Below are 19,632 nucleotides of genomic sequence, written 5' to 3' on the forward strand. Positions count from 1 at the left end.
ATGACGATCCACGAAGCACGCCAGGCGCTCGATCAGTACTTCGTCGAGCACCCGCCCGCGATCTCGGGCGACCTCTACATCGCCGATGAGTGGTTCGAGGACGAGCAGGATTATCTGCCGGTCTGGGGCTCACGGCAGTTCTACGTCGACGGTGTCGAGGCATTCGCCCGCTGGGACAATCTCGCGATCTTCATCGACAAGCGAACGGGCGCGGTTCGTCAGGAGTTCCACACCCCGAACTTCGCGAAGATCAGCCGAATGACACCCGTCGCGGCGACGGAGTGAGGACGATCGCGCTCGAGACATCCGTCCGGACCTCGATAAGATCGCACGTATGACTCCGGGGGCAACGAACTGATGCTGGACACCGAGACGACGCGGTTCGTCGACGCGGCGACGGCACTTCCCGCGGCGGTCCTCGAAGCGGCGTATGAGCGCCAGCTCGACCTGTGGAGCGAGGGCGGCGACGCGGCGAGCGATGCGGCGGGTCCGTCTGCGAGCGCGAACTCCGAGCTCGATCATCGGATTCGAGCAGCGCTCCTTCCCCGTGCCGACGAACTCGACGAACACGTCCTCGGGCTCCACACGGGGGCCCGGACGGTGATCTCCACGGCGGCGCGAGCGATCCTGACGCGCCGGCGCCTGACCGCCGAGCAGTTCACGGTGCTGGTCACCCCGTTCGTCGAACTCGGCTTCGACATCCCTGCTCACGCGGACTGAGCGTACGCACGCATGGGGACTCCTCACGCACTGCTCATCACGCCGTTCGTCGAGGTCGCCTCGACGTTCCCGTTCACGCCGGCTGAGTAGCAGGCGCATGTGGACCATGCCCCATGCCCCATGTGGATCGGACGGAGCGGCATGACCCGACTCGAGGCACCGCGGCGCTACAAGGTGTTCGCCGGTGATCAACTCGCGCTCGACCTTCGAGGAGAGAGCGGCCTCCTGGTCAGCACGTCGGCGCCACCACCGTTGCCCGGTGTTGCGCCGGTGACGCACCCGTTCGCGACCGCGGTCTTCCGGATGGCTGAGAACGAGGGCGAGTTGGGCGAGTTGCTTCGTGAAGCGGCCGACCTCGACTCCTTCCTCGACCTGGTTCGTGCCCGGGGATACCGAGTCGAGCCGGGCGAGGGTCACTGATGTCGTTTCTGCCCGGCGACGTGGTCGCATTCATCGATGCGACGGCCGCCCTACCCACCGAGACTCTGGCCGACTTGCGGCGGACGATCGCTCTTGCGCCCCGAGCCCGCAGGGGAGGCGCCGAAGCTCGACGCTGCGCAGTTCGACGCGTTGGCCAAGCATCTTCGCGATGCGTTCCGGCCGAGAGCCGATGAGCTTGCCGCGCTGGTACCGAATGGTGCGCTCAGTGCCAGCATCGCCAACACGAGCGTTGCGGCGCAGGCGATCTGGAAGCGAGCACAGCTGACGGATGCCGAGTTCCAGTCTCTGACCGGTGCGGACCGCGACGCCGGTATCGAGTTCTGACCGGCGTGCCGTGCTGCTGCCGCGTGCTGGATAGGATCGACGGCATGAATGTGGAGGCGACCAACTGATGCTGGACACCGAGACGACGCAGTTCGTCGACACGGCGACAGCTCTGTCGGCGACGGATCTCGAAGCGGCGTTCGATCGTCAGATCGATCTGTGGACCGAGGGCGGCAAGGAGGCGAGCAATGCGGCGGGTCCCTCCGCGAGCGCGAATTCCGAGCTCGATCATCGGATTCGAGCTGCGCTCCATCCCCGTGCCGACGAACTCGACGAACACCTCTTCGGGCTCCATTCAGATGCCCGGACGGTGATCTCCACGGCGGCGCGAGCGATCCTGACGCGTCGACGGCTCACTCCCGAGCAGTACACGGTGCTCGTCACCCCGTTCGTCGAGCTCGGCTTCGACATTCCTGCGCACACGAACTGAGTGAACCCACGCATGGGGACTCCTCCCCATGTCCTTCACCTCACCCCTCGATAGACTCTCCGAGGCGGCCCGGCTCCGTCCGACGCATCGAGCCGAGCCGTTTCAGCAGCGGGCCGAGCGGCTCCGCCCGAGGAAGGTTCACGTATGACGAGGTTCCGGAGCTTCGACCCGGTCGCCCCCATCACCGAAGAGACGATCGCCGCATTCGCCGGCGCCGTCCCGACCGAGGTCGCCGAGCTCTGGCGCACGCATGGCGCGGGCCTCGTGGGTGACGGCTACTTCAGGTTCCTCGACCCGGAGCGTGCTGCGAAGATGCTCGCCGGTGTGTTCGAGCTGCCCGAGGGGTCGACGGTGCTGTTCGCCACGGCGCTCGGCGACCTCGTCGTGCACGTCAAGGGGCTCTACCTCGTCTACAAGTCGCGATGGGGCGCCATCGACCTCATCGAGGGGCTGAGCTTCGACGAGCTCGTGGCTCTCATCGAAGACCCTGCCCAGCGCGATGCGGCGTGGGAGTGGCAGCCGTACCCGACCGCGGCCGAGCGCGACGGCGTGCCCGGCTTCGAGCAGTGCTTCGGGTTCGTGCCGTTGCTCGCCCTCGGCGGTTCGCCCGACCCGGCGAAGTTGCAGCTCGCGGGTCTCTACGAGCACCTCGCTGTGATCGCGCAGCTCGCGGGCCAGCCGCAGGTGCGTGCGCACCTCCAGACGGGCGACGCACAGGTAACCGACACGACGACGGATGCCCCGGGCGAGAGCCCGCTCGTCGCGGTCGGGCGTGCGCTGTTCGAGAAGCTCACCGAAGACCCGAAACTGAACGTCATCGAACTGCCCGACGGGCTCGGCGTATGCCTCGTGCACGCGGTCCGCGGCGGCGGCAAGATCTACGTCGCGCCCGACGAGACGGTGCTCTTCGTCGGCTCGGCCGTCGACTTCGATGCCGGCCTGGGCGCCTTCCGCGACGGGGTTCGCACCCCGCCCGAGAAATTCGACATCGACACGAACGGCCAGGGAGCCTGATGGCCGACACCCTCGAGCAGCGGTGCGATCGGCTGCGACAGCCGGTCACCGAACTCGTCGCGACCAGCATGTCGGGCGGCGTACCGCACACAAGACCTCCCCGATCTGCTGAAGGCGATTGCGAGCGTGCGAGGCATCCTCGCCGAAGATCCGTCGGGGTCTGCCCGACGGGCCGTTCCTCGCTTGGCTGCCGACAGCGCTCCGCAACCTCGACAACATGCGAGATGCCGTCGATGCGGGCGATGCGGCGAAGTCGTACGCGATCCTCACCGACAAGAACGACGGGTTCATCCGCCTCACGGTCGGCTGCGCCGGGTACCCCGGATGGGAACCGGCCTGAATCTTCGCTGAGGCCTGTTCGGCGAACACGCGGCGTACGCTCGAACGCATGGAGCCACGCAGAACGGCCTGGATCGTCGCCGCCTTCGCCGCCGCTCTCGATTTCGCCCTCGTGGTCTGCGCGTTCGGCTTCGTGAGCCTGTTGACGGGCATCGAGGTGATCGTCGACGCGGAGGCCGGGCTCTTCGTGGCACCCGCGGCGATCGGCGCATCCGTCATCGCCCTGCTGCTCACGCTTGCCGTCACGCTGCGCCGCCCCGACCGGATTTGGCCGAGCATCATCTTCTCGGCGGTCTGGGCGTGGCTCGCCCTGGTTGTGGTCTCGGTGATCGGGTACGCCTTTGCGAGCTCGGCGAACACGCTGCTCGCCGCGCTCCTCTTCGGCGTGGGCTTCGGCATCGGCTGGTTCGGACTGCTCGTCGCCGCGCTCGCCGCGATGACCGCGGCCTTCGCCGTGCCCGTCGCCCGCGGGCGAGGTTCGGGCATGGAGCGACCACGCTGGCCGTGGGAGCGCGACGACGAGGAGTGAGCCGCATCCCGGCGCGCCGCCCGCCCGCCGTTCGATGACGCGAGCCGCGGCCGGCAGTATCGTGTTGCTGATGCAGGGTTCGATCGAGGCGCGCGTGAGCCACGAGGTCGACCGGTGGCTGGCGTGGCTGCCCCGGTGGCGACCCGGCACGCATCGCGCCCGCGTGCGCCTGTGCACCCGGTGCTTCGGCTCACCCATTCTCGCCGCTGCAGGCCTCGACCTCGACGTGCCGCACCCCGTGCAGCATGCGTTCTCGATGCGCATGAAGGGGGTCATCGACCTCGCCGTCGACGACTACACGGCGCGCAACCTCCCGATGCTGCACCGGGAGATCCGGCTCGCAGAAGAGCGCAAGGCGCGTCGGCCGTATCGCGCCGGCGAGGGCCTCGAACCCGAGTTCCTGGGTCTCGACGTCGATCCGGAGCCGGTACCCGACCAGCCGTTCCTGTTCACCCTGTCGGGTCTCGAAGCGGATGCGGCGGCCGAAGCGGCCGAACCCGCGCCGCGCCCGTTCACCATCGAAGAGAAGGAGGCGCTCCGAGAGGAGGTGCGCCTCGCCGACGAGTTCGCGAAGCAACTCGGGCGGCGCATCTGCGTCGAGCTCGCCCAGCACAGGTACCGCATCGGCAATGCCGTCGAGCGCCTCGTCGAACCGCAGATCGAGGATCTGCTCGCCGATCTGGAACGAGAACTCGACGCCCCGGGCTGGGGCGGGTGACGACCGCGCCGACGCTGTGTGCGAGCCCGCGCCATCCGTCGCTCTCTGTGCCATTTGACCGCGAGGTGACGGCGCATTACCATTGATCGGGTGTGCGCGTCGTCGCGCGCTCGAATCGTGCCTGCAAGTCCGGCGCGAGTCGGGCCGAGACCGTCGCACGCATCGGGCCATTCGCCCCCACGGCATACCCACCATTGAAGTGTTGCAGTTCTGCAGTGCTGGTGGGTCGTGATGTGAATCCATCAAACGCTGTCACCGTGCAGCAACAACAAGGAGAAGTAGTGCCAACCATTCAGCAGTTGGTCCGCAAGGGCCGCTCGCCGAAGGTCACCAAGACCAAGGCTCCCGCCCTCAAGGCGAACCCCCAGCAGCGGGGCGTGTGCACGCGTGTGTACACCACCACCCCGAAGAAGCCGAACTCCGCGCTCCGCAAGGTCGCTCGTGTGAAGCTCTCCAACGGCACCGAAGTCACCGCCTACATCCCCGGTGAGGGCCACAACCTGCAGGAGCACTCGATGGTGCTCATCCGCGGCGGTCGTGTGAAGGACCTCCCCGGTGTGCGCTACAAGATCGTGCGCGGCGCACTCGACACCCAGGCCGTGAAGAGCCGCAAGCAGGGCCGCAGTAAGTACGGCGCGAAGATGGAGAAGAAGTAATGCCTCGCAAGGGACCCGCTCCGAAGCGCCCCGTCGTCGCCGACCCGGTCTACGGTTCGCCCGTCGTCAGCCAGCTCGTCAACAAGATCCTCGTCGACGGCAAGAAAGACCTCGCACAGCGCATCGTGTACGAAGCGCTCTCGAACGTCGCCGAGAAGAACGGCCAGGACGCCGTCGTCACGCTGAAGAAGGCGCTCGACAACGTGCGCCCGACCCTCGAGGTGCGTTCGCGTCGCGTCGGCGGTTCGACCTACCAGGTTCCCGTCGAGGTCAAGCCCCACCGCGCGAACACCCTGGCCCTCCGCTGGCTCACCAGCTACGCCAAGGCTCGTCGCGAGAAGACGATGACCGAGCGTCTCACCAACGAGATCCTCGACGCCTCGAACGGCCTGGGTGCCGCGGTCAAGCGCCGCGAAGACACCCACAAGATGGCCGAGTCGAACCGCGCCTTCGCCCACTACCGCTGGTAGCAGGCAGAGCGGATGCCGCTGCGAGGCGGCATCCGCTCCCACTCCCTTTCGCTTCCTGACTCTCCGGAGGAACCCCCGTGGCACAAGACGTGCTCACCGACCTGAACAAGGTCCGCAACATCGGCATCATGGCGCACATCGATGCCGGCAAGACCACCACGACCGAGCGCATCCTGTTCTACACGGGCGTCAACCACAAGATCGGCGAGACCCACGACGGCGCCTCGACGACCGACTGGATGGAGCAGGAGAAGGAACGCGGCATCACGATCACGTCTGCCGCCGTGACCTGCTACTGGAACAAGAACCAGATCAACATCATCGACACCCCCGGCCACGTGGACTTCACGGTCGAGGTCGAGCGCTCGCTTCGCGTGCTCGATGGTGCGGTCGCCGTCTTCGACGGCAAGGAGGGCGTCGAGCCCCAGTCCGAGACGGTCTGGCGCCAGGCCGACAAGTACAACGTGCCCCGCATCTGCTTCGTCAACAAGATGGACAAGCTCGGCGCCGACTTCTACTTCACGGTCGACACGATCATCAGCCGCCTCGGCGCCAAGCCGCTCGTGCTGCAGCTCCCGATCGGTTCGGAATCGTCGTTCGAAGGCGTCGTCGACCTGGTCGAGATGCGCGCGCTCACGTGGCGCGGCGACTCCAAGGGTGACGTCAAGATGGGCGCCGAGTACGCCATCGAGGAGATCCCCGCCGACCTCGTCGACAAGGCCGCCGAGTACCGCACCGCGCTGCTCGAGGCGGTCGCCGAGACGAGCGACGAGCTCATGGAGAAGTACTTCGGCGGCGAAGAGCTGACCGTCGCCGAGATCAAGGCCGCGATCCGCAAGCTCACCGTCAACTCCGAGATCTACCCCGTGCTCTGCGGCTCCGCGTTCAAGAACCGCGGCGTGCAGCCGATGCTCGACGCCGTCATCGACTACCTCCCCTCGCCGCTCGACGTGCCCGCCATCGAGGCGCACGACGCTCGCGACGAGGAGAAGATCGTCATGCGTCACGCAGACGCGTCGGAGCCGTTCACGGCTCTCGCGTTCAAGGTCGCGGTGCACCCGTTCTTCGGTCGCCTCACGTACGTGCGCGTCTACTCCGGCCGCCTCGACAGCGGCGCCCAGGTCATCAACTCGACCAAGGGCAAGAAGGAGCGCATCGGCAAGATCTTCCAGATGCACGCCAACAAGGAGATCCCGATCGACTCGGTGACCGCCGGCAACATCTACGCGGTCATCGGCCTGAAGGACACCACCACCGGTGACACCCTCTGCGACCCGGGCAACCAGGTCGTGCTCGAGTCGATGACCTTCCCCGAGCCCGTCATCGAGGTCGCCATCGAGCCGAAGACGAAGGCCGACCAGGAGAAGCTCGGCACGGCGATCCAGAAGCTCGCCGAAGAGGACCCGACCTTCCGCACCGAGCAGAACCAGGAGACCGGTCAGACGGTCATCAAGGGAATGGGCGAGCTCCACCTCGACATCCTGGTCGACCGCATGAAGCGCGAGTTCAACGTCGAGGCCAACGTGGGCAAGCCCCAGGTCGCGTACCGCGAGACGATCAAGCGTGCGGTCGAGAAGCACGACTTCACCCACAAGAAGCAGACCGGTGGGTCCGGCCAGTTCGCGAAGATCCAGTTCGCGCTGGAGCCGCTCGAGATCGAAGGCGACAAGATCTACGAGTTCGAGAACAAGGTCACCGGTGGCCGCGTTCCGCGCGAGTACATCCCCTCGGTCGACGCCGGCTTCCAGGACGCCATGCAGTACGGCATCCTCGCGGGCTATCCGATGGTCGGCGTCAAGGCGAGCCTCCTCGACGGCGCCGCCCACGACGTCGACTCCTCGGAGATGGCGTTCAAGATCGCCGGCTCGATGGGCTTCAAGGAAGCCGCTCGCAAGGCGAACCCCGTACTGCTCGAACCGCTGATGTCCGTCGAGGTCCGTACTCCTGAGGAGTACATGGGCGACGTCATCGGCGACTTGAACTCGCGTCGTGGTCAGATCCAGTCGATGGAGGATGCCGCAGGCGTGAAGGTCGTGCGTGCGCACGTCCCGCTCTCGGAGATGTTCGGTTACATCGGCGACCTTCGGTCGAAGACCTCTGGTCGTGCGGTGTACTCGATGGAGTTCCAGAGCTACGCGGAGGTCCCGAAGGCTGTGGCCGACGAGATCGTCCAGAAGAACAAGGGCGAATAGGCCCGACACGCACGAACCTGCCGGTTCGCGTAACATATCAACACAACCCCCGTAGGCCCCCGGTCGCAATCCAGCGCCCGTTGGCTCTACACGAGTCCTGAGGAGGACCCACAGTGGCTAAGGCCAAGTTCGAGCGGACCAAGCCGCACGTCAACATCGGAACGATCGGTCACGTCGACCACGGCAAGACCACGCTCACCGCAGCGATCTCGAAGGTGCTCGCCGACAAGTACCCGTCGGCCACCAACGTGCAGCGCGACTTCGCGTCGATCGACTCCGCGCCCGAAGAGCGTCAGCGCGGCATCACGATCAACATCTCGCACGTCGAGTACGAGACGCCGAAGCGCCACTACGCGCACGTCGACGCCCCGGGTCACGCCGACTACATCAAGAACATGATCACCGGTGCCGCTCAGATGGACGGCGCGATCCTCGTGGTCGCGGCGACCGACGGCCCGATGGCTCAGACGCGTGAGCACGTGCTGCTCGCCAAGCAGGTCGGCGTGCCCTACCTGCTCGTCGCGCTCAACAAGTCCGACATGGTCGACGACGAAGAGATCCTGGAGCTCGTCGAGCTCGAGGTTCGCGAGCTGCTCTCGAGCCAGGGCTTCCCCGGCGACGACGCTCCCGTCGTGCAGGTCTCGGGCCTCAAGGCGCTCGAGGGCGACGAGAAGTGGGTCCAGTCGGTCCTCGACCTCATGGAGGCCGTCGACGCGTCGATCCCCGACCCCGTGCGCGACAAGGACAAGCCGTTCCTCATGCCCGTCGAGGACGTCTTCACGATCACCGGTCGTGGAACCGTCGTCACGGGCCGCGCCGAGCGCGGCACGCTGAAGATCAACTCCGAGGTCGAGATCGTCGGCATCCGTCCGACGCAGAAGACCACGGTCACCGGCATCGAGATGTTCCACAAGCAGCTCGACGAGGCATGGGCCGGCGAGAACTGCGGCCTGCTCCTTCGCGGCACCAAGCGCGAAGACGTCGAGCGCGGTCAGGTCGTCGTCGCTCCCGGTTCGGTCACCCCGCACACGAACTTCGAGGGCACCGCGTACATCCTCTCCAAGGAGGAAGGCGGGCGTCACAACCCGTTCTACGCGAACTACCGCCCGCAGTTCTACTTCCGCACCACCGACGTCACCGGCGTCATCACGCTGCCCGACGGCACCGAGATGGTCATGCCCGGCGACACCACCGACATGACGGTCGAGCTCATCCAGCCGATCGCCATGGAGGAGGGCCTCGGCTTCGCCATCCGTGAGGGTGGACGCACCGTGGGTGCCGGTACGGTCACCAAGATCGTCAAGTAGGTTCTCGCCTACTGATCGCCGACAGGGGTCGGACCTTCGGGTCCGGCCCCTTTCGCATACCCCGCTGCACCTTTTCGCGAATCCTGCAACCCCTTTCAAGTACCCTGCGATCGACCTACGCTGGCACGGATGGCAGCTCCCCCTCCGCCAGTCGCTCGCTCGACGGTTCGCCCCGAGATCCAGGCTCTTCGGGCGCTGGCCGTGGGTGCGGTCGTGCTCCATCACGGTTGGCCCGCGGTGGCACCGGCCGGCTACATGGGCGTCGACGTCTTCTTCGTCGTCTCGGGATTCCTCATCACCGGGCTCCTGCTTCGCAATGCCGAGACGCGGGGGAAGATCTCCCTCGGTACCTTCTACCGCCGCAGAGCGCGTCGCATCCTCCCGGCGGCAGTGGCGGTGCTCGCGGCGGTCTCGGTGCTCACGATCGCGCTCGTACCCCGACGAGAGTGGCGTTCGTGGTTCAGCGAGGTCGTCGCGAGTGCGGTGTACTTCGAGAACTGGCAGCTCGCAATCGACTCGCAGATCCCGCGTCACTCCGACCTCGAGTCCACGCCGGTGCAGCATTTCTGGTCGCTCTCAGTGGAGGAGCAGTTCTATCTCTTCTGGCCACTCCTCATGATCGTCGCCATCTGGGCGGCGGCTCGGAGCGGAGTGGGGTCGCGGAGAGTCCTCCTGATCCTCCTCGGAGCGGTGACCGCCGCATCATTCGTGCATTGCCTCGTGCTGACGGCGCAGAACTCCGACCTCGCGTACTTCTCGACGTTCACCCGCACGTGGGAGTTCGGCGTCGGCGGACTGCTCGCACTCGTCGCTGCGACGCCCCTCCGGGATCGGAACGGCTGGCGAGCCGCGGTGTCGCTCGCCGGTCTCGTGCTCATCGCCGTGCCGATCGTCACCTTCCGTTCGCCGGAGCTCTTCCCCGGGGCGATCGTGCTCGTGCCCGTGGTCGGCACCCTCGCGGTGATCTGGGCCGGCATGCCTCAGGTCGTCTGGTCGCCGACCCGGCTCGCCGCGCTTCGGCCCGTGCAGTGGATGGGCGACGTGTCGTACTCGCTCTACCTCTGGCACTGGCCGATCTTCATGTTCGTGCCCTACCTCACCGGTGTGCCGAGTCCGTGGTGGCTGATGGTGCTGCTGGTCGGGGTCTCGTTCCTCGTCGCCGGACTCTCGAAGCGGTACATCGAAGACCCCTTCCGCACGCCGAGACGGGGTGTGCGTGCCTCGGCCGAGCGCGATGTCGCATGGTCGCGCAGCGTTCGCGACTGAACGGTCTTCCCTTCCGCGCTCCTCAGCGCGACGACGTGGGTCGTCGGTGGAGACGTGTTCTTCGTCGTCTCAGGCGATCATCAACGCACCTCGGTGCCGTCGATCTCAGTGTCGACGTCGATGGCGCCCTCGACGCTGCGGCCGACGGTGCAGGCGCGATCGATGGCCTTGGCCATGATCTCGACGAGCTTCGCACGATCGCCGTCCTCGAGCGCGGAGAGATCGATCAACACCTCCTCCGCGATATGGGTGTACCGGTTCGACTCCTCGTCGGAGCGGCCGTGCGCCCAGACCGTCATCGCGAACTCGTCGCCGAGCCGCCTCGCAGCGACCCGATCGGTGCTGAGTCCCACGCAACCGGCGAGCGCGAGCTTCAACAGTTCGCCTGGCGTGAAGTGTTCACCGTCGACCTCGGCGCCGCCGATCGCCACCGTGGCGCCGCGCTCGTTCAGCCCTGCGTACCGCCGCGGCGCGACCCTCGTGACCGAGACGCTGCCCGGTCCGATGCGCTCGCTCACCGCGTGTGCATGCTCCGTCGTCTGGTCGGTCATGGTGTCTCCCGTCGATCGGTCGTGCTTCGATTCCATCATGCGCGCGGATGCCGCGACATCCGCTTGACTGAGAGGATGCGGTGAGCTCTGCCACCGCGACACGCCCGGGTTGCATGGGGGCACGCGATGTGGCAAACTCGTTGAGTTCAACATTTCGAACGCGCGCATGCGTGCGCGCCGATCGGATCACTGTCAGGCAGTGCATAGCCACCCGGTTCACCCCGTTTCCACGGGGTTCGCACGGGGGTCAGGCTAGGCCGCAGGCAGGAGAACAGACAAGCCGACTCAACACGATCCCATGCCTGTGCCTGCACAGACACAGGCATGCGAGCGTGCGCATCGGCGGGTTCGAAGGTCGAGCGTGTCGAGAGCACCGCCCCGGGGCATCCGGGCGGGTGGTTTCGACAGGCTCGATCACCGGCCTTTGACAGAAGAACAGTGGTGCTTCACACGGAGTAGCACGGTGTGACTATTACACCCAGGCGTCCGATGCCCTCGGAAGGGGTAAGACGCCTTGACAGAGAGAGAGTCAGCAATGGCGGGACAGAAGATCCGCATTCGACTGAAGTCGTATGACCACGAGGTCATCGACACCTCGGCGCGCAAGATCGTCGACACGGTGACCCGCGCGGGCGCCACGGTCGTCGGCCCGGTGCCGCTTCCGACGGAGAAGAACGTGGTGTGCGTCATCCGCTCGCCCCACAAGTACAAGGACAGCCGCGAGCACTTCGAGATGCGCACCCACAAGCGTCTCATCGACATCGTGGACCCGACGCCCAAGGCCGTCGACTCGCTCATGCGACTCGACCTGCCGGCCGACGTCAACATCGAGATCAAGCTCTGAGGTAACAGATGTCTTCCGCTACCAAGAACGTGAAAGGTCTGCTCGGCACCAAGCTCGGCATGACCCAGGTGTGGGACGAGAACAACAAGCTCGTGCCCGTCACCGTCATCGAGATCGCCCCCAACGTGGTCACCCAGGTTCGCACCCCCGAGAAGGACGGCTACCAGGCCGTGCAGATCGCGGCCGGCGCCATCGACCCGCGCAAGGTGAACCAGCCCGCTGCCGGTCACTTCCGTGAGGCAGGGGTGACCCCGCGTCGCCACCTCACCGAGGTGCGCACCGCCGACGCCGCCTCGTACGAGCGCGGCCAGGAGCTCACGGTCGACGCCACCTTCGAGGCCGGCCAGCTCGTCGACGTCGTCGGCACGAGCAAGGGCAAGGGCTTCGCCGGTGTCATGAAGCGCCACAACTTCAAGGGCGTCTCCGCTTCGCACGGTGCCCACCGCAACCACCGCAAGCCCGGCTCGATCGGTGCTTCCTCGACCCCCAGCCGTGTCTTCAAGGGCATGCGCATGGCCGGTCGCATGGGTGGCGAGCGCGTGACCGTGCTCAACCTCCGCGTGCACGCCGTCGACGCCGAGAAGGGCCTGCTGCTCGTCAAGGGCGCGGTTCCCGGTGCTCGCGGCCGTCTCGTTTTCGTCCGCAACGCAGTGAAGGGGGCGTAGTCCATGGCTACCGCCAACACCATTGACGTGCTCGACGCGACCGGCAAGAAGTCCGGTTCGGTCGAGCTGCCCGCCGAACTCTTCGACGTGCAGACCAACGTCCCGCTCATCCACCAGGTCGTCGTGGCCCAGCTCGCCGCGGCGCGTCAGGGCACGCACTCGACCAAGACCCGCGGCGAGGTTTCCGGCGCCGGTCGCAAGCCGTTCAAGCAGAAGGGCACCGGCCGCGCCCGCCAGGGTTCGATCCGCGCTCCTCAGATGACCGGCGGTGGCATCGTCCACGGCCCGCAGCCGCGTGACTACTCGCAGCGCACCCCCAAGAAGATGATCGCCGCGGCCCTCCTCGGCTCGCTCTCCGACCGTGCTCGCGGCGGCCGCGTCCACGCGGTCACCGGCTTCGCGGCCGGCGAGACGCCGAAGACCAAGGACGCCATCGCGCTCCTCGCTGCGATCGCGCCGGCCAAGCGCTTCCTCATCGTGCTCGCGCACGACGAGGAGCTGTCGCAGCGCGCCGTGCGCAACATCCCGACCGTGCACGTGCTGCGCGTCGACCAGCTGAACGCCTACGACGTGCTCGTCTCCGACGACATCGTCTTCAGCACCGCCGCGCTCGAGGCCTTCGTGGCCGCGAAGACGGCCAAGGCTGACAGCGCCGCGAAGGAAGAGGTGTCGGCATGAGCGCCGTCGCGAACAACAAGGACCCGCGCGAGATCATCATCGCGCCTGTCGTCTCGGAGAAGAGCTACGGCCTGATCGACGAGGGCAAGTACACGTTCATCGTGGACCCCCGCTCGAACAAGACCGAGATCAAGCTCGCCATCGAGAAGATCTTCAACGTCCAGGTGGCGTCGATCAACACGCTGAACCGTCAGGGCAAGACCCGTCGCACCCGGTTCGGAACGGGCAAGCGCAAGGACACCAAGCGCGCGATCGTCACCCTCAAGTCCGGCTCGATCGACATCTTCACGGCTGTCGGCTAAGGAGCAGAGGTAGAAGAATGGCTATTCGCAAGTACAAGCCCACGACCCCCGGTCGTCGCGGTTCGTCGGTCGCCGATTTCGCGGAGATCACGCGCTCGACGCCCGAGAAGTCGCTGCTCCGTCCGCTGTCGAAGACCGGTGGTCGCAACAACCAGGGTCGCATCACGACGCGTCACATCGGTGGTGGCCACAAGCGCCAGTACCGCGTGATCGACTTCAAGCGCAACGACAAGGACGGCGTCAACGCCAAGGTCGCTCACATCGAGTACGACCCCAACCGCACCGCGCGAATCGCGCTGCTGCACTTCGTCGACGGCACGAAGCGGTACATCCTGGCCCCGAGCAAGCTCAGCCAGGGCGACATCGTCGAGTCCGGCCCGAACGCCGACATCAAGCCCGGCAACAACCTGCCGCTGCGCAACATCCCCACCGGTACCGTGGTGCACGCGATCGAACTGCGCCCCGGCGGCGGTGCCAAGATGGCACGTTCGGCCGGCGCATCCGTTCGCCTCGTCGCGAAGGACGGCCCCTACGCCCAGCTGCGTCTGCCCTCGGGTGAGATCCGCAACGTCGACGCGCGCTGCCGCGCGACCGTCGGCGAGGTCGGCAACGCCGAGCAGTCGAACATCAACTGGGGCAAGGCCGGCCGCATGCGCTGGAAGGGCGTCCGCCCGACCGTGCGCGGTGTTGCCATGAACCCGGTCGACCACCCGCACGGTGGTGGCGAGGGCAAGACGTCCGGTGGACGTCACCCCGTCAGCCCCTGGGGCCAGAAGGAAGGCCGTACGCGCAAGCGCGACCTTCCCAGCGACAAGCTCATCGTTCGCCGCCGTAACGTCGGCAAGAAGCGCAAGTAGGAGTTGTAGAAGATGCCACGCAGTCTGAAGAAGGGCCCCTTCGTCGACGACCACCTGCTTCGCAAGGTGATCACGGCGAACGAGGCCGGCAGCAAGAACGTCATCAAGACCTGGTCGCGCCGTTCGATGATCATCCCGGCGATGCTGGGGCACACGATCGCGGTGCACGACGGTCGCAAGCACATCCCGGTGTTCGTCACCGAGACCATGGTGGGTCACAAGCTCGGCGAGTTCGCACCCACCCGCACCTTCCGTGGACACGTGAAGGACGACAAGAAGGGCCGTCGCCGCTAAGCGGTGACGTGAAGGAGGAGAAGAAATGGTGGAGTCGATCGCACGCGTGCGACACATCCGCGTCACCCCCATGAAGGCCCGTCGCGTCGTCAACCTGATCCGCGGCAAGCAGGCACAGGAGGCACTCGCCATCCTGAAGTTCGCACCTCAGGGCGCGAGCGAGCCGGTGTACAAGCTCGTTGCCTCGGCCATCGCGAACGCTCGCGTCAAGGCAGATGCAACGAACACCTACCTGGACGAGCAGGACCTCTACATCAGCCGCGCATTCGTCGATGAGGGCACCACCCTCAAGCGTTTCCAGCCGCGTGCTCAGGGTCGTGCCTTCCGCATCAACAAGCGAACGAGCCACATCACCGTCGTGCTCGCCACGCCCGAGGAGGGTACGAAGTAATGGGTCAGAAGGTCAACCCGTACGGCTTCCGTCTCGGCATCACCACCGACCATGTGTCGCGGTGGTTCTCCGACTCGACGAAGCCCGGTCAGCGCTACGCCGACTATCTTGCAGAAGACATCAAGATCCGTCGGCTGCTGCAGACGTCGCTCGACCGTGCCGGTGTCTCGCGCATCGAGATCGAGCGCACCCGCGATCGCGTCCGCGTGGACATCCACACGGCGCGTCCCGGCATCGTGATCGGTCGCCGCGGCGCCGAGGCCGAGCGCATCCGCGCCGACCTCGAGAAGCTCAGCGGCAAGCAGATCCAGCTGAACATCCTCGAGGTGAAGAACCCCGAGGCCGACGCTCAGCTCGTCGCTCAGGGCATCGCCGAGCAGCTCTCCGCTCGCGTGGCATTCCGCCGCGCGATGCGCAAGGGCCTGCAGGGTGCTCAGCGCGCCGGCGCCAAGGGCGTCCGCATCCAGGTCTCCGGCCGCCTCGGCGGCGCCGAGATGAGCCGCTCGGAGTTCTACCGCGAAGGCCGTGTGCCCCTGCACACCCTGCGCGCGAACATCGACTACGGCTTCTACGAGGCGAAGACCACCTTCGGCCGCATCGGCGTGAAGGTCTGGATCTACAAGGGCGACATCACCAACAAGGAGCTCGCCCGCGAGCAGGCCAACCAGAAGTCGTCGCGCCCCGAGCGCAGTGACCGTCCCCGTCGTGCGCCCAAGGCGCAGGAGCCGGTGGCAGCAGGAGTTGAGGCATAACCATGTTGATTCCCCGTCGAGTCAAGTTCCGCAAGCAGCACCACCCCGGCCGTTCGGGCCACGCCACCGGCGGCACCAAGGTCTCCTTCGGTGAGTACGGCATTCAGGCGTTGACCCCCGCGTACGTGACGAACCGTCAGATCGAGTCCGCTCGTATCGCGATGACCCGTCACATCAAGCGCGGCGGCAAGGTGTGGATCAACATCTACCCCGACCGTCCGCTCACGAAGAAGCCGGCCGAGACCCGCATGGGCTCGGGTAAGGGTTCACCCGAGTGGTGGGTCGCGAACGTCAAGCCGGGTCGAGTCCTCTTCGAGGTCTCGGGCGTCGACGAGCAGCTCGCTCGTGAGGCCATGGCCCGTGCCATCCACAAGCTGCCCCTCAAGGCACGCATCATCAAGCGCGAGGAGGGCGACGCATAATGGCCGTCGGCACCAAGGAGCTCAGCCCCGCCGAGCTCGACACCTTTGAAGACGAGCGACTCGTCGATGAGCTGAAGAAGGCCAAGGAAGAGCTGTTCAACCTGCGCTTCCAGTCGGCCACCGGCCAGCTCGAGAGCCACGGCCGCCTGAAGGCGGTCAAGCGCGACATCGCGCGCATCTACACGGTCATCCGCGAGCGCGAGCTCGGCATCCGGGCAACGCCCGCGCCGATCGAGGCTCCGGTCAAGGCCGAGAAGAAGACGAAGAAGGCCAAGGCCGAGGCATCCGCGGATGCCGCAGCCGGGGCCGAAGAGACGAAGGAGGCCTGATCATGGCTGAGACCAAGAAGCCAGCTGCCGGTGTCGGCACCGCGGCCGAGGTCGACACCGCGGCCGAGCTCGTCCGCGGCTACCGCAAGGTTCGTCGCGGTTACGTCGTCAGCGACAAGATGGAGAAGACCATCGTCGTCGAGGTCGAGGACCGCGTGAAGCACCCGCTGTACGGCAAGGTCATTCGCCGTACCTCGAAGGTCAAGGCGCACGACGAGCAGAACACCGCCGGCATCGGCGACCTCGTCGTGATCAGCGAGACCCGTCCCCTCTCCGCCACGAAGCGCTGGCGCCTCGTCGAGATCGTCGAGAAGGCCAAGTAGGCCTCTGGCCCACTTGAAAGAAGGAGATTCAAAGTGCTTCAGCAGGAATCACGAGTCAAGGTCGCCGACAACACCGGCGCCAAGGAGCTGCTCACGATCCGCGTGCTCGGTGGCTCGAAGCGCCGGTACGCCGGCGTCGGTGACACCATCGTCGCGACCGTCAAGGACGCGATCCCCGGCGGTAACGTGAAGAAGGGCGATATCGTCAAGGCCGTCATCGTCCGCACCGTCAAGGAGACCCGTCGCCCCGACGGCTCCTACATCAAGTTCGACGAGAACGCCGCAGTGATCCTGAAGAACGATGGTGACCCGCGCGGCACCCGTATCTTCGGACCGGTCGGTCGCGAGCTTCGCGACAAGAAGTTCATGAAGATCATCTCGCTGGCACCGGAGGTTATCTGAAATGGCCAACATCAAGAAGGGCGACCTCGTGCAGGTGCTCTCGGGCCGCAGCCAGGCCCGCGGCGGAGACCGCGGCAAGCAGGGCAAGGTCCTCGAGGTGCTCGTCGCCGAGAACCGCGTCGTCGTCGAAGGCATCAACTTCGTGACGAAGCACGTTCGCGTCGGCCAGACGCAGCGCGGCTCGAAGACCGGCGGCATCGAGACCATCGAGGCCCCGATCCACGTTTCGAACGTCGCGCTCGTCGACCCCGAGTCGAAGAAGCCGACCCGCGTCGGTTTCCGCACCGAGACCGTGACGAAGGACGGCACCACGAAGACCGTCCGCGTCCGCTACGCCAAGAAGTCAGGTAAGGACCTGTAATGACCGATACGGCTACGCAGGCTGGCAGAATCCAGCCGCGTCTGAAGACCAAGTACCGGGACGAGATCTCGAAGACCCTCACCGAGGAGCACGGCTACACCAACGTGCACCAGGTTCCGGGCCTCGTGAAGATCGTCGTGAACATGGGTGTCGGCGAGGCCGCACGCGATGGCAAGGTCATCGACGGCGCGATCGCCGATCTCGTCAAGATCACCGGCCAGAAGCCGCAGGTCACCAAGGCTCGCAAGTCCATCGCGCAGTTCAAGCTGCGCGAAGGCCAGCCGATCGGTGCCCACGTCACGCTACGCGGCGACCGCATGTGGGAGTTCCTCGACCGCCTGCTCTCGCTCGCACTGCCCCGAATCCGCGACTTCCGCGGTCTCTCGGACCAGCAGTTCGACGGCACCGGCAACTACACCTTCGGTCTCACGGAGCAGTCGATGTTCCACGAGATCGACCAGGACAAGATCGACCGCGTCCGCGGAATGGACATCACCGTGGTGACCACCGCCAAGACCGACGAAGAGGGTCGCTCGCTGCTCAAGCAGCTCGGCTTCCCCTTCAAGGCGGCCGCCAACTGACCCCGGATGCCGCGGCCTGCCCCTGAGCCTGTCGAAGGGGCGCCGGCGGCATCCGACCCGGTCCTCCGCAACCGCGAGAGGCCGACACCACAGGTCATCGCTCGTGTAACGAACGCTGAAACCTGGTGAACGTAAGGAAACATTCGTCATGACGATGACCGACCCGGTCGCTGACATGCTGACCCGTCTGCGGAACGCGAACTCCGCGCACCACGACTCCGTATCGATGCCCAACTCCAAGCTCAAGGCGAACATCGCCGAGATCCTGAAGAAGGAGGGCTACATCGCGGACTTCGAGCTGAGCGATGCTCGCGTGGGCAAGACGCTCACGCTGCAGCTGAAGTTCGGCCCCAACCGCGAGCGTTCGATCGCCGGCATCAAGCGCGTCTCCAAGCCCGGCCTTCGCGTCTACGCACGGTCGACGGAGCTCCCCAAGGTGCTCGGCGGCCTCGGCGTCGCCATCCTGTCCACCTCCAGCGGTCTGCTCACCGACCGCCAGGCCGAGAAGAAGGGCGTAGGCGGAGAAGTCCTCGCCTACGTGTGGTAGTTCCATGTCACGAATCGGACGACTCCCCATCGACATCCCCGCCGGCGTCGACGTCAAGATCGACGGCCAGGCCGTTTCGGTGAAGGGCCCGAAGGGTGAGCTCGCGCTCACCGTCGCCGCCCCGATCGAGGTCAAGCTCGAAGAGAACCAGATTCTCGTCACCCGGCCCGACGACGAGCGCACCTCGCGCTCGCTCCACGGCCTGACGCGCACCCTGATCTCCAACCAGATCATCGGTGTGACCCAGGGCTACTCCAAGGCCCTCGAGATCGTCGGCACCGGATACCGCGTCGCGCAGAAGGGCGGCTCGCTCGAGCTCGCGCTCGGCTTCTCGCACCCCGTCGTCGTCGAGGCGCCTGCAGGCATCACGCTGACCGTCGAGGGCAACAACAAGATCACGGTCGCCGGCATCGACAAGCAGGCCGTCGGCGAGACCGCCGCGAACATCCGCAAGATCAAGAAGCCGGAGCCCTACAAGGGCAAGGGCATCCGCTACGCCGGCGAGGTCGTGCGTCGCAAGGCCGGAAAGGCTGGTAAGTAATCATGGCCGTGAAAAGCAAGTCGGCTGCGCGTGCGCGCCGCCACACCCGCCTTCGTAAGAAGATCGTCGGCACCGAGGCGCGTCCGCGTCTCGTCGTCACCCGCTCGGCACGTCACGTCTTCGTGCAGGTCGTCGACGACGCCAAGGGCCAGACCCTGGCGTCGGCCTCGACGATGGAGGCCGACCTCCGCACGTTCGACGGTGACAAGACCGCCAAGGCGAAGAAGGTCGGCGAACTCGTCGCCGAGCGCGCCAAGCAGGCCGGTGTCGAGGCCGTCGTCTTCGACCGCGGTGGCAGCAAGTACGCCGGTCGCGTCGCAGCGATCGCCGATGGAGCGCGAGAGGCAGGGCTCAACCTGTGAGTGAGAACACTACGAAGGAGACCG

32 protein-coding genes are annotated in these 19,632 nt (G+C 66.2%); 31 read left to right on the forward strand and 1 reads right to left on the reverse strand.

The genetic code is table 11. The annotated features are described in order from the left end of the window. From FHG54_RS05330 to FHG54_RS05390, 14 genes are all read left to right on the forward strand, one after another. The gene (locus tag FHG54_RS05330) at nucleotides 1-285 is read left to right on the forward strand and encodes a hypothetical protein (protein WP_139416352.1); all 285 of its coding nucleotides are present in this window, start codon (nucleotides 1-3) and stop codon (nucleotides 283-285) included. 72 nt (nucleotides 286-357) lie between these two features. Further along, complete coding sequence (locus tag FHG54_RS05335; protein WP_139416353.1) at nucleotides 358-720, forward strand: hypothetical protein; 363 nt, start codon at nucleotides 358-360, stop codon at nucleotides 718-720. 141 nt (nucleotides 721-861) lie between these two features. Continuing rightward, complete coding sequence (locus FHG54_RS05340) at nucleotides 862-1,140, forward strand: hypothetical protein (protein ID WP_139416354.1); 279 nt, start codon at nucleotides 862-864, stop codon at nucleotides 1,138-1,140. 93 nt (nucleotides 1,141-1,233) lie between these two features. After that, on the forward strand, nucleotides 1,234-1,485 hold the full coding sequence (locus FHG54_RS05345; protein WP_139416355.1) for a hypothetical protein: 252 nt from the start codon (nucleotides 1,234-1,236) through the stop codon (nucleotides 1,483-1,485). A gap of 67 nt (nucleotides 1,486-1,552) precedes the next feature. Continuing rightward, nucleotides 1,553-1,915 carry a hypothetical protein gene (locus tag FHG54_RS05350; protein ID WP_139416356.1) on the forward strand — a complete coding sequence of 121 codons (363 nt, stop codon included), beginning with the start codon at nucleotides 1,553-1,555 and terminating at the stop codon, nucleotides 1,913-1,915. Nucleotides 1,916-2,059: 144 nt separating this feature from the next. Next, nucleotides 2,060-2,929 (forward strand): T6SS immunity protein Tdi1 domain-containing protein, encoded by an 870-nt coding sequence (locus tag FHG54_RS05355; RefSeq protein WP_139416357.1) that lies wholly within the window; start codon nucleotides 2,060-2,062, stop codon nucleotides 2,927-2,929. Between the two features lie 217 nt (nucleotides 2,930-3,146). Further along, a complete protein-coding gene (locus FHG54_RS16935; RefSeq protein ID WP_267898513.1) occupies nucleotides 3,147-3,269 on the forward strand; it encodes a hypothetical protein in 123 nt (40 codons plus the stop codon). 48 nt (nucleotides 3,270-3,317) lie between these two features. Then, the gene (locus FHG54_RS05360; RefSeq protein WP_139416358.1) at nucleotides 3,318-3,797 is read left to right on the forward strand and encodes a DUF6121 family protein; all 480 of its coding nucleotides are present in this window, start codon (nucleotides 3,318-3,320) and stop codon (nucleotides 3,795-3,797) included. Nucleotides 3,798-3,867: 70 nt separating this feature from the next. Then, nucleotides 3,868-4,515: a spermidine/putrescine ABC transporter substrate-binding protein gene (locus FHG54_RS05365; protein WP_139416359.1), complete on the forward strand. Its 648-nt coding sequence runs from the start codon at nucleotides 3,868-3,870 to the stop codon at nucleotides 4,513-4,515. Between the two features lie 281 nt (nucleotides 4,516-4,796). Next, on the forward strand, nucleotides 4,797-5,171 hold the full coding sequence (gene rpsL / locus FHG54_RS05370) for a 30S ribosomal protein S12 (RefSeq protein WP_022883289.1): 375 nt from the start codon (nucleotides 4,797-4,799) through the stop codon (nucleotides 5,169-5,171). Further along, a complete protein-coding gene (gene rpsG, locus FHG54_RS05375; RefSeq protein ID WP_139416360.1) occupies nucleotides 5,171-5,641 on the forward strand; it encodes a 30S ribosomal protein S7 in 471 nt (156 codons plus the stop codon). Before rpsL ends, rpsG begins: the two co-directional genes overlap by 1 nt. Before the next feature lie 77 nt (nucleotides 5,642-5,718). After that, nucleotides 5,719-7,833 carry an elongation factor G gene (fusA, locus tag FHG54_RS05380; RefSeq protein ID WP_139416361.1) on the forward strand — a complete coding sequence of 705 codons (2,115 nt, stop codon included), beginning with the start codon at nucleotides 5,719-5,721 and terminating at the stop codon, nucleotides 7,831-7,833. A gap of 113 nt (nucleotides 7,834-7,946) precedes the next feature. After that, nucleotides 7,947-9,140: an elongation factor Tu gene (gene tuf / locus FHG54_RS05385; RefSeq protein WP_139416362.1), complete on the forward strand. Its 1,194-nt coding sequence runs from the start codon at nucleotides 7,947-7,949 to the stop codon at nucleotides 9,138-9,140. A gap of 129 nt (nucleotides 9,141-9,269) precedes the next feature. Beyond that, nucleotides 9,270-10,406 (forward strand): acyltransferase family protein, encoded by a 1,137-nt coding sequence (locus tag FHG54_RS05390; RefSeq protein ID WP_139416363.1) that lies wholly within the window; start codon nucleotides 9,270-9,272, stop codon nucleotides 10,404-10,406. An 80-nt stretch (nucleotides 10,407-10,486) separates the two neighbouring features. Here FHG54_RS05390 and FHG54_RS05395 read toward each other — a convergent pair whose 3' ends face one another. Next, a complete protein-coding gene (locus FHG54_RS05395; protein WP_139416364.1) occupies nucleotides 10,487-10,957 on the reverse strand; it encodes an OsmC family protein in 471 nt (156 codons plus the stop codon). Between the two features lie 535 nt (nucleotides 10,958-11,492). Here FHG54_RS05395 and rpsJ point away from each other — a divergent pair. The 17 genes from rpsJ (at nucleotide 11,493) to rplR (ending at nucleotide 19,608) form a co-directional block, all read left to right on the forward strand. Continuing rightward, complete coding sequence (gene rpsJ / locus FHG54_RS05400; protein WP_017201594.1) at nucleotides 11,493-11,801, forward strand: 30S ribosomal protein S10; 309 nt, start codon at nucleotides 11,493-11,495, stop codon at nucleotides 11,799-11,801. Between the two features lie 8 nt (nucleotides 11,802-11,809). Then, entirely contained in the window at nucleotides 11,810-12,466 is a 657-nt protein-coding gene (gene rplC / locus FHG54_RS05405; protein WP_139416365.1) for a 50S ribosomal protein L3, read from the forward strand. Nucleotides 12,467-12,469: 3 nt separating this feature from the next. Further along, the gene (gene rplD, locus FHG54_RS05410) at nucleotides 12,470-13,144 is read left to right on the forward strand and encodes a 50S ribosomal protein L4 (RefSeq protein WP_139416366.1); all 675 of its coding nucleotides are present in this window, start codon (nucleotides 12,470-12,472) and stop codon (nucleotides 13,142-13,144) included. Further along, the gene (gene rplW, locus FHG54_RS05415) at nucleotides 13,141-13,446 is read left to right on the forward strand and encodes a 50S ribosomal protein L23 (protein WP_139416367.1); all 306 of its coding nucleotides are present in this window, start codon (nucleotides 13,141-13,143) and stop codon (nucleotides 13,444-13,446) included. The genes rplD and rplW overlap by 4 nt, the downstream gene beginning before the upstream one ends. 17 nt (nucleotides 13,447-13,463) lie before the next feature. Beyond that, nucleotides 13,464-14,303 (forward strand): 50S ribosomal protein L2, encoded by an 840-nt coding sequence (rplB, locus tag FHG54_RS05420; RefSeq protein WP_139416368.1) that lies wholly within the window; start codon nucleotides 13,464-13,466, stop codon nucleotides 14,301-14,303. Between the two features lie 12 nt (nucleotides 14,304-14,315). Beyond that, nucleotides 14,316-14,597 (forward strand): 30S ribosomal protein S19, encoded by a 282-nt coding sequence (rpsS, locus tag FHG54_RS05425; protein WP_056010880.1) that lies wholly within the window; start codon nucleotides 14,316-14,318, stop codon nucleotides 14,595-14,597. A gap of 25 nt (nucleotides 14,598-14,622) precedes the next feature. After that, nucleotides 14,623-14,988 (forward strand): 50S ribosomal protein L22, encoded by a 366-nt coding sequence (rplV, locus tag FHG54_RS05430; RefSeq protein WP_108596003.1) that lies wholly within the window; start codon nucleotides 14,623-14,625, stop codon nucleotides 14,986-14,988. Beyond that, a complete protein-coding gene (gene rpsC, locus FHG54_RS05435; RefSeq protein ID WP_056010873.1) occupies nucleotides 14,988-15,740 on the forward strand; it encodes a 30S ribosomal protein S3 in 753 nt (250 codons plus the stop codon). Before rplV ends, rpsC begins: the two co-directional genes overlap by 1 nt. A 2-nt stretch (nucleotides 15,741-15,742) precedes the next feature. Continuing rightward, nucleotides 15,743-16,162 carry a 50S ribosomal protein L16 gene (gene rplP, locus FHG54_RS05440; protein WP_139416369.1) on the forward strand — a complete coding sequence of 140 codons (420 nt, stop codon included), beginning with the start codon at nucleotides 15,743-15,745 and terminating at the stop codon, nucleotides 16,160-16,162. Continuing rightward, a complete protein-coding gene (rpmC, locus tag FHG54_RS05445; protein ID WP_139416370.1) occupies nucleotides 16,162-16,491 on the forward strand; it encodes a 50S ribosomal protein L29 in 330 nt (109 codons plus the stop codon). Before rplP ends, rpmC begins: the two co-directional genes overlap by 1 nt. Nucleotides 16,492-16,493: 2 nt before the next feature. Next, nucleotides 16,494-16,814 carry a 30S ribosomal protein S17 gene (rpsQ, locus tag FHG54_RS05450; RefSeq protein WP_139416371.1) on the forward strand — a complete coding sequence of 107 codons (321 nt, stop codon included), beginning with the start codon at nucleotides 16,494-16,496 and terminating at the stop codon, nucleotides 16,812-16,814. 33 nt (nucleotides 16,815-16,847) lie between these two features. Next, nucleotides 16,848-17,216, forward strand: coding sequence for a 50S ribosomal protein L14 (rplN, locus tag FHG54_RS05455; RefSeq protein WP_139416372.1), 369 nt, complete (start codon nucleotides 16,848-16,850; stop codon nucleotides 17,214-17,216). A gap of 1 nt (nucleotide 17,217) precedes the next feature. Continuing rightward, nucleotides 17,218-17,577 carry a 50S ribosomal protein L24 gene (gene rplX, locus FHG54_RS05460; RefSeq protein WP_139416373.1) on the forward strand — a complete coding sequence of 120 codons (360 nt, stop codon included), beginning with the start codon at nucleotides 17,218-17,220 and terminating at the stop codon, nucleotides 17,575-17,577. Then, on the forward strand, nucleotides 17,577-18,158 hold the full coding sequence (rplE, locus tag FHG54_RS05465; RefSeq protein WP_139416374.1) for a 50S ribosomal protein L5: 582 nt from the start codon (nucleotides 17,577-17,579) through the stop codon (nucleotides 18,156-18,158). Before rplX ends, rplE begins: the two co-directional genes overlap by 1 nt. A 148-nt stretch (nucleotides 18,159-18,306) precedes the next feature. Further along, nucleotides 18,307-18,705, forward strand: coding sequence for a 30S ribosomal protein S8 (gene rpsH / locus FHG54_RS05470; RefSeq protein WP_139416375.1), 399 nt, complete (start codon nucleotides 18,307-18,309; stop codon nucleotides 18,703-18,705). A 4-nt stretch (nucleotides 18,706-18,709) separates the two neighbouring features. Next, nucleotides 18,710-19,246 (forward strand): 50S ribosomal protein L6, encoded by a 537-nt coding sequence (gene rplF, locus FHG54_RS05475; RefSeq protein WP_139416376.1) that lies wholly within the window; start codon nucleotides 18,710-18,712, stop codon nucleotides 19,244-19,246. 2 nt (nucleotides 19,247-19,248) lie between these two features. After that, on the forward strand, nucleotides 19,249-19,608 hold the full coding sequence (rplR, locus tag FHG54_RS05480) for a 50S ribosomal protein L18 (protein WP_139416377.1): 360 nt from the start codon (nucleotides 19,249-19,251) through the stop codon (nucleotides 19,606-19,608). The last annotated feature ends 24 nt before the right edge of the window (nucleotides 19,609-19,632 follow it).

The organism is Agromyces laixinhei (assembly GCF_006337065.1).
GTDB lineage: Bacteria > Actinomycetota > Actinomycetes > Actinomycetales > Microbacteriaceae > Agromyces > Agromyces laixinhei.

Bases quoted from the DNA above. Each gene is read 5' to 3' on its own strand.
- rpsH (WP_139416375.1), top strand. From the start codon at position 18,307: ATGACGATGACCGACCCGGTCGCTGACATGCTGACCCGTCTGCGGAAC.
- rplW (WP_139416367.1), top strand. From the start codon at position 13,141: ATGAGCGCCGTCGCGAACAACAAGGACCCGCGCGAGATCATCATCGCG.
- rplV (WP_108596003.1), top strand. From the start codon at position 14,623: ATGGTGGAGTCGATCGCACGCGTGCGACACATCCGCGTCACCCCCATG.
- rplR (WP_139416377.1), top strand. From the start codon at position 19,249: ATGGCCGTGAAAAGCAAGTCGGCTGCGCGTGCGCGCCGCCACACCCGC.
- rplD (WP_139416366.1), top strand. From the start codon at position 12,470: ATGGCTACCGCCAACACCATTGACGTGCTCGACGCGACCGGCAAGAAG.
- FHG54_RS05355 (WP_139416357.1), top strand. From the start codon at position 2,060: ATGACGAGGTTCCGGAGCTTCGACCCGGTCGCCCCCATCACCGAAGAG.
- rpsG (WP_139416360.1), top strand. From the start codon at position 5,171: ATGCCTCGCAAGGGACCCGCTCCGAAGCGCCCCGTCGTCGCCGACCCG.
- FHG54_RS05390 (WP_139416363.1), top strand. From the start codon at position 9,270: ATGGCAGCTCCCCCTCCGCCAGTCGCTCGCTCGACGGTTCGCCCCGAG.
- rpsQ (WP_139416371.1), top strand. From the start codon at position 16,494: ATGGCTGAGACCAAGAAGCCAGCTGCCGGTGTCGGCACCGCGGCCGAG.
- rplC (WP_139416365.1), top strand. From the start codon at position 11,810: ATGTCTTCCGCTACCAAGAACGTGAAAGGTCTGCTCGGCACCAAGCTC.
- rpsS (WP_056010880.1), top strand. From the start codon at position 14,316: ATGCCACGCAGTCTGAAGAAGGGCCCCTTCGTCGACGACCACCTGCTT.
- FHG54_RS05340 (WP_139416354.1), top strand. From the start codon at position 862: ATGACCCGACTCGAGGCACCGCGGCGCTACAAGGTGTTCGCCGGTGAT.
- rpmC (WP_139416370.1), top strand. From the start codon at position 16,162: ATGGCCGTCGGCACCAAGGAGCTCAGCCCCGCCGAGCTCGACACCTTT.
- rplE (WP_139416374.1), top strand. From the start codon at position 17,577: ATGACCGATACGGCTACGCAGGCTGGCAGAATCCAGCCGCGTCTGAAG.
- rplF (WP_139416376.1), top strand. From the start codon at position 18,710: ATGTCACGAATCGGACGACTCCCCATCGACATCCCCGCCGGCGTCGAC.
- rplX (WP_139416373.1), top strand. From the start codon at position 17,218: ATGGCCAACATCAAGAAGGGCGACCTCGTGCAGGTGCTCTCGGGCCGC.
- FHG54_RS05365 (WP_139416359.1), top strand. From the start codon at position 3,868: ATGCAGGGTTCGATCGAGGCGCGCGTGAGCCACGAGGTCGACCGGTGG.
- FHG54_RS05350 (WP_139416356.1), top strand. From the start codon at position 1,553: ATGCTGGACACCGAGACGACGCAGTTCGTCGACACGGCGACAGCTCTG.
- rpsC (WP_056010873.1), top strand. From the start codon at position 14,988: ATGGGTCAGAAGGTCAACCCGTACGGCTTCCGTCTCGGCATCACCACC.
- FHG54_RS05395 (WP_139416364.1), bottom strand. From the start codon at position 10,957: ATGACCGACCAGACGACGGAGCATGCACACGCGGTGAGCGAGCGCATC.
- FHG54_RS05330 (WP_139416352.1), top strand. From the start codon at position 1: ATGACGATCCACGAAGCACGCCAGGCGCTCGATCAGTACTTCGTCGAG.
- FHG54_RS16935 (WP_267898513.1), top strand. From the start codon at position 3,147: ATGCGAGATGCCGTCGATGCGGGCGATGCGGCGAAGTCGTACGCGATC.
- rplB (WP_139416368.1), top strand. From the start codon at position 13,464: ATGGCTATTCGCAAGTACAAGCCCACGACCCCCGGTCGTCGCGGTTCG.
- FHG54_RS05335 (WP_139416353.1), top strand. From the start codon at position 358: ATGCTGGACACCGAGACGACGCGGTTCGTCGACGCGGCGACGGCACTT.
- rpsJ (WP_017201594.1), top strand. From the start codon at position 11,493: ATGGCGGGACAGAAGATCCGCATTCGACTGAAGTCGTATGACCACGAG.
- FHG54_RS05360 (WP_139416358.1), top strand. From the start codon at position 3,318: ATGGAGCCACGCAGAACGGCCTGGATCGTCGCCGCCTTCGCCGCCGCT.
- rplP (WP_139416369.1), top strand. From the start codon at position 15,743: ATGTTGATTCCCCGTCGAGTCAAGTTCCGCAAGCAGCACCACCCCGGC.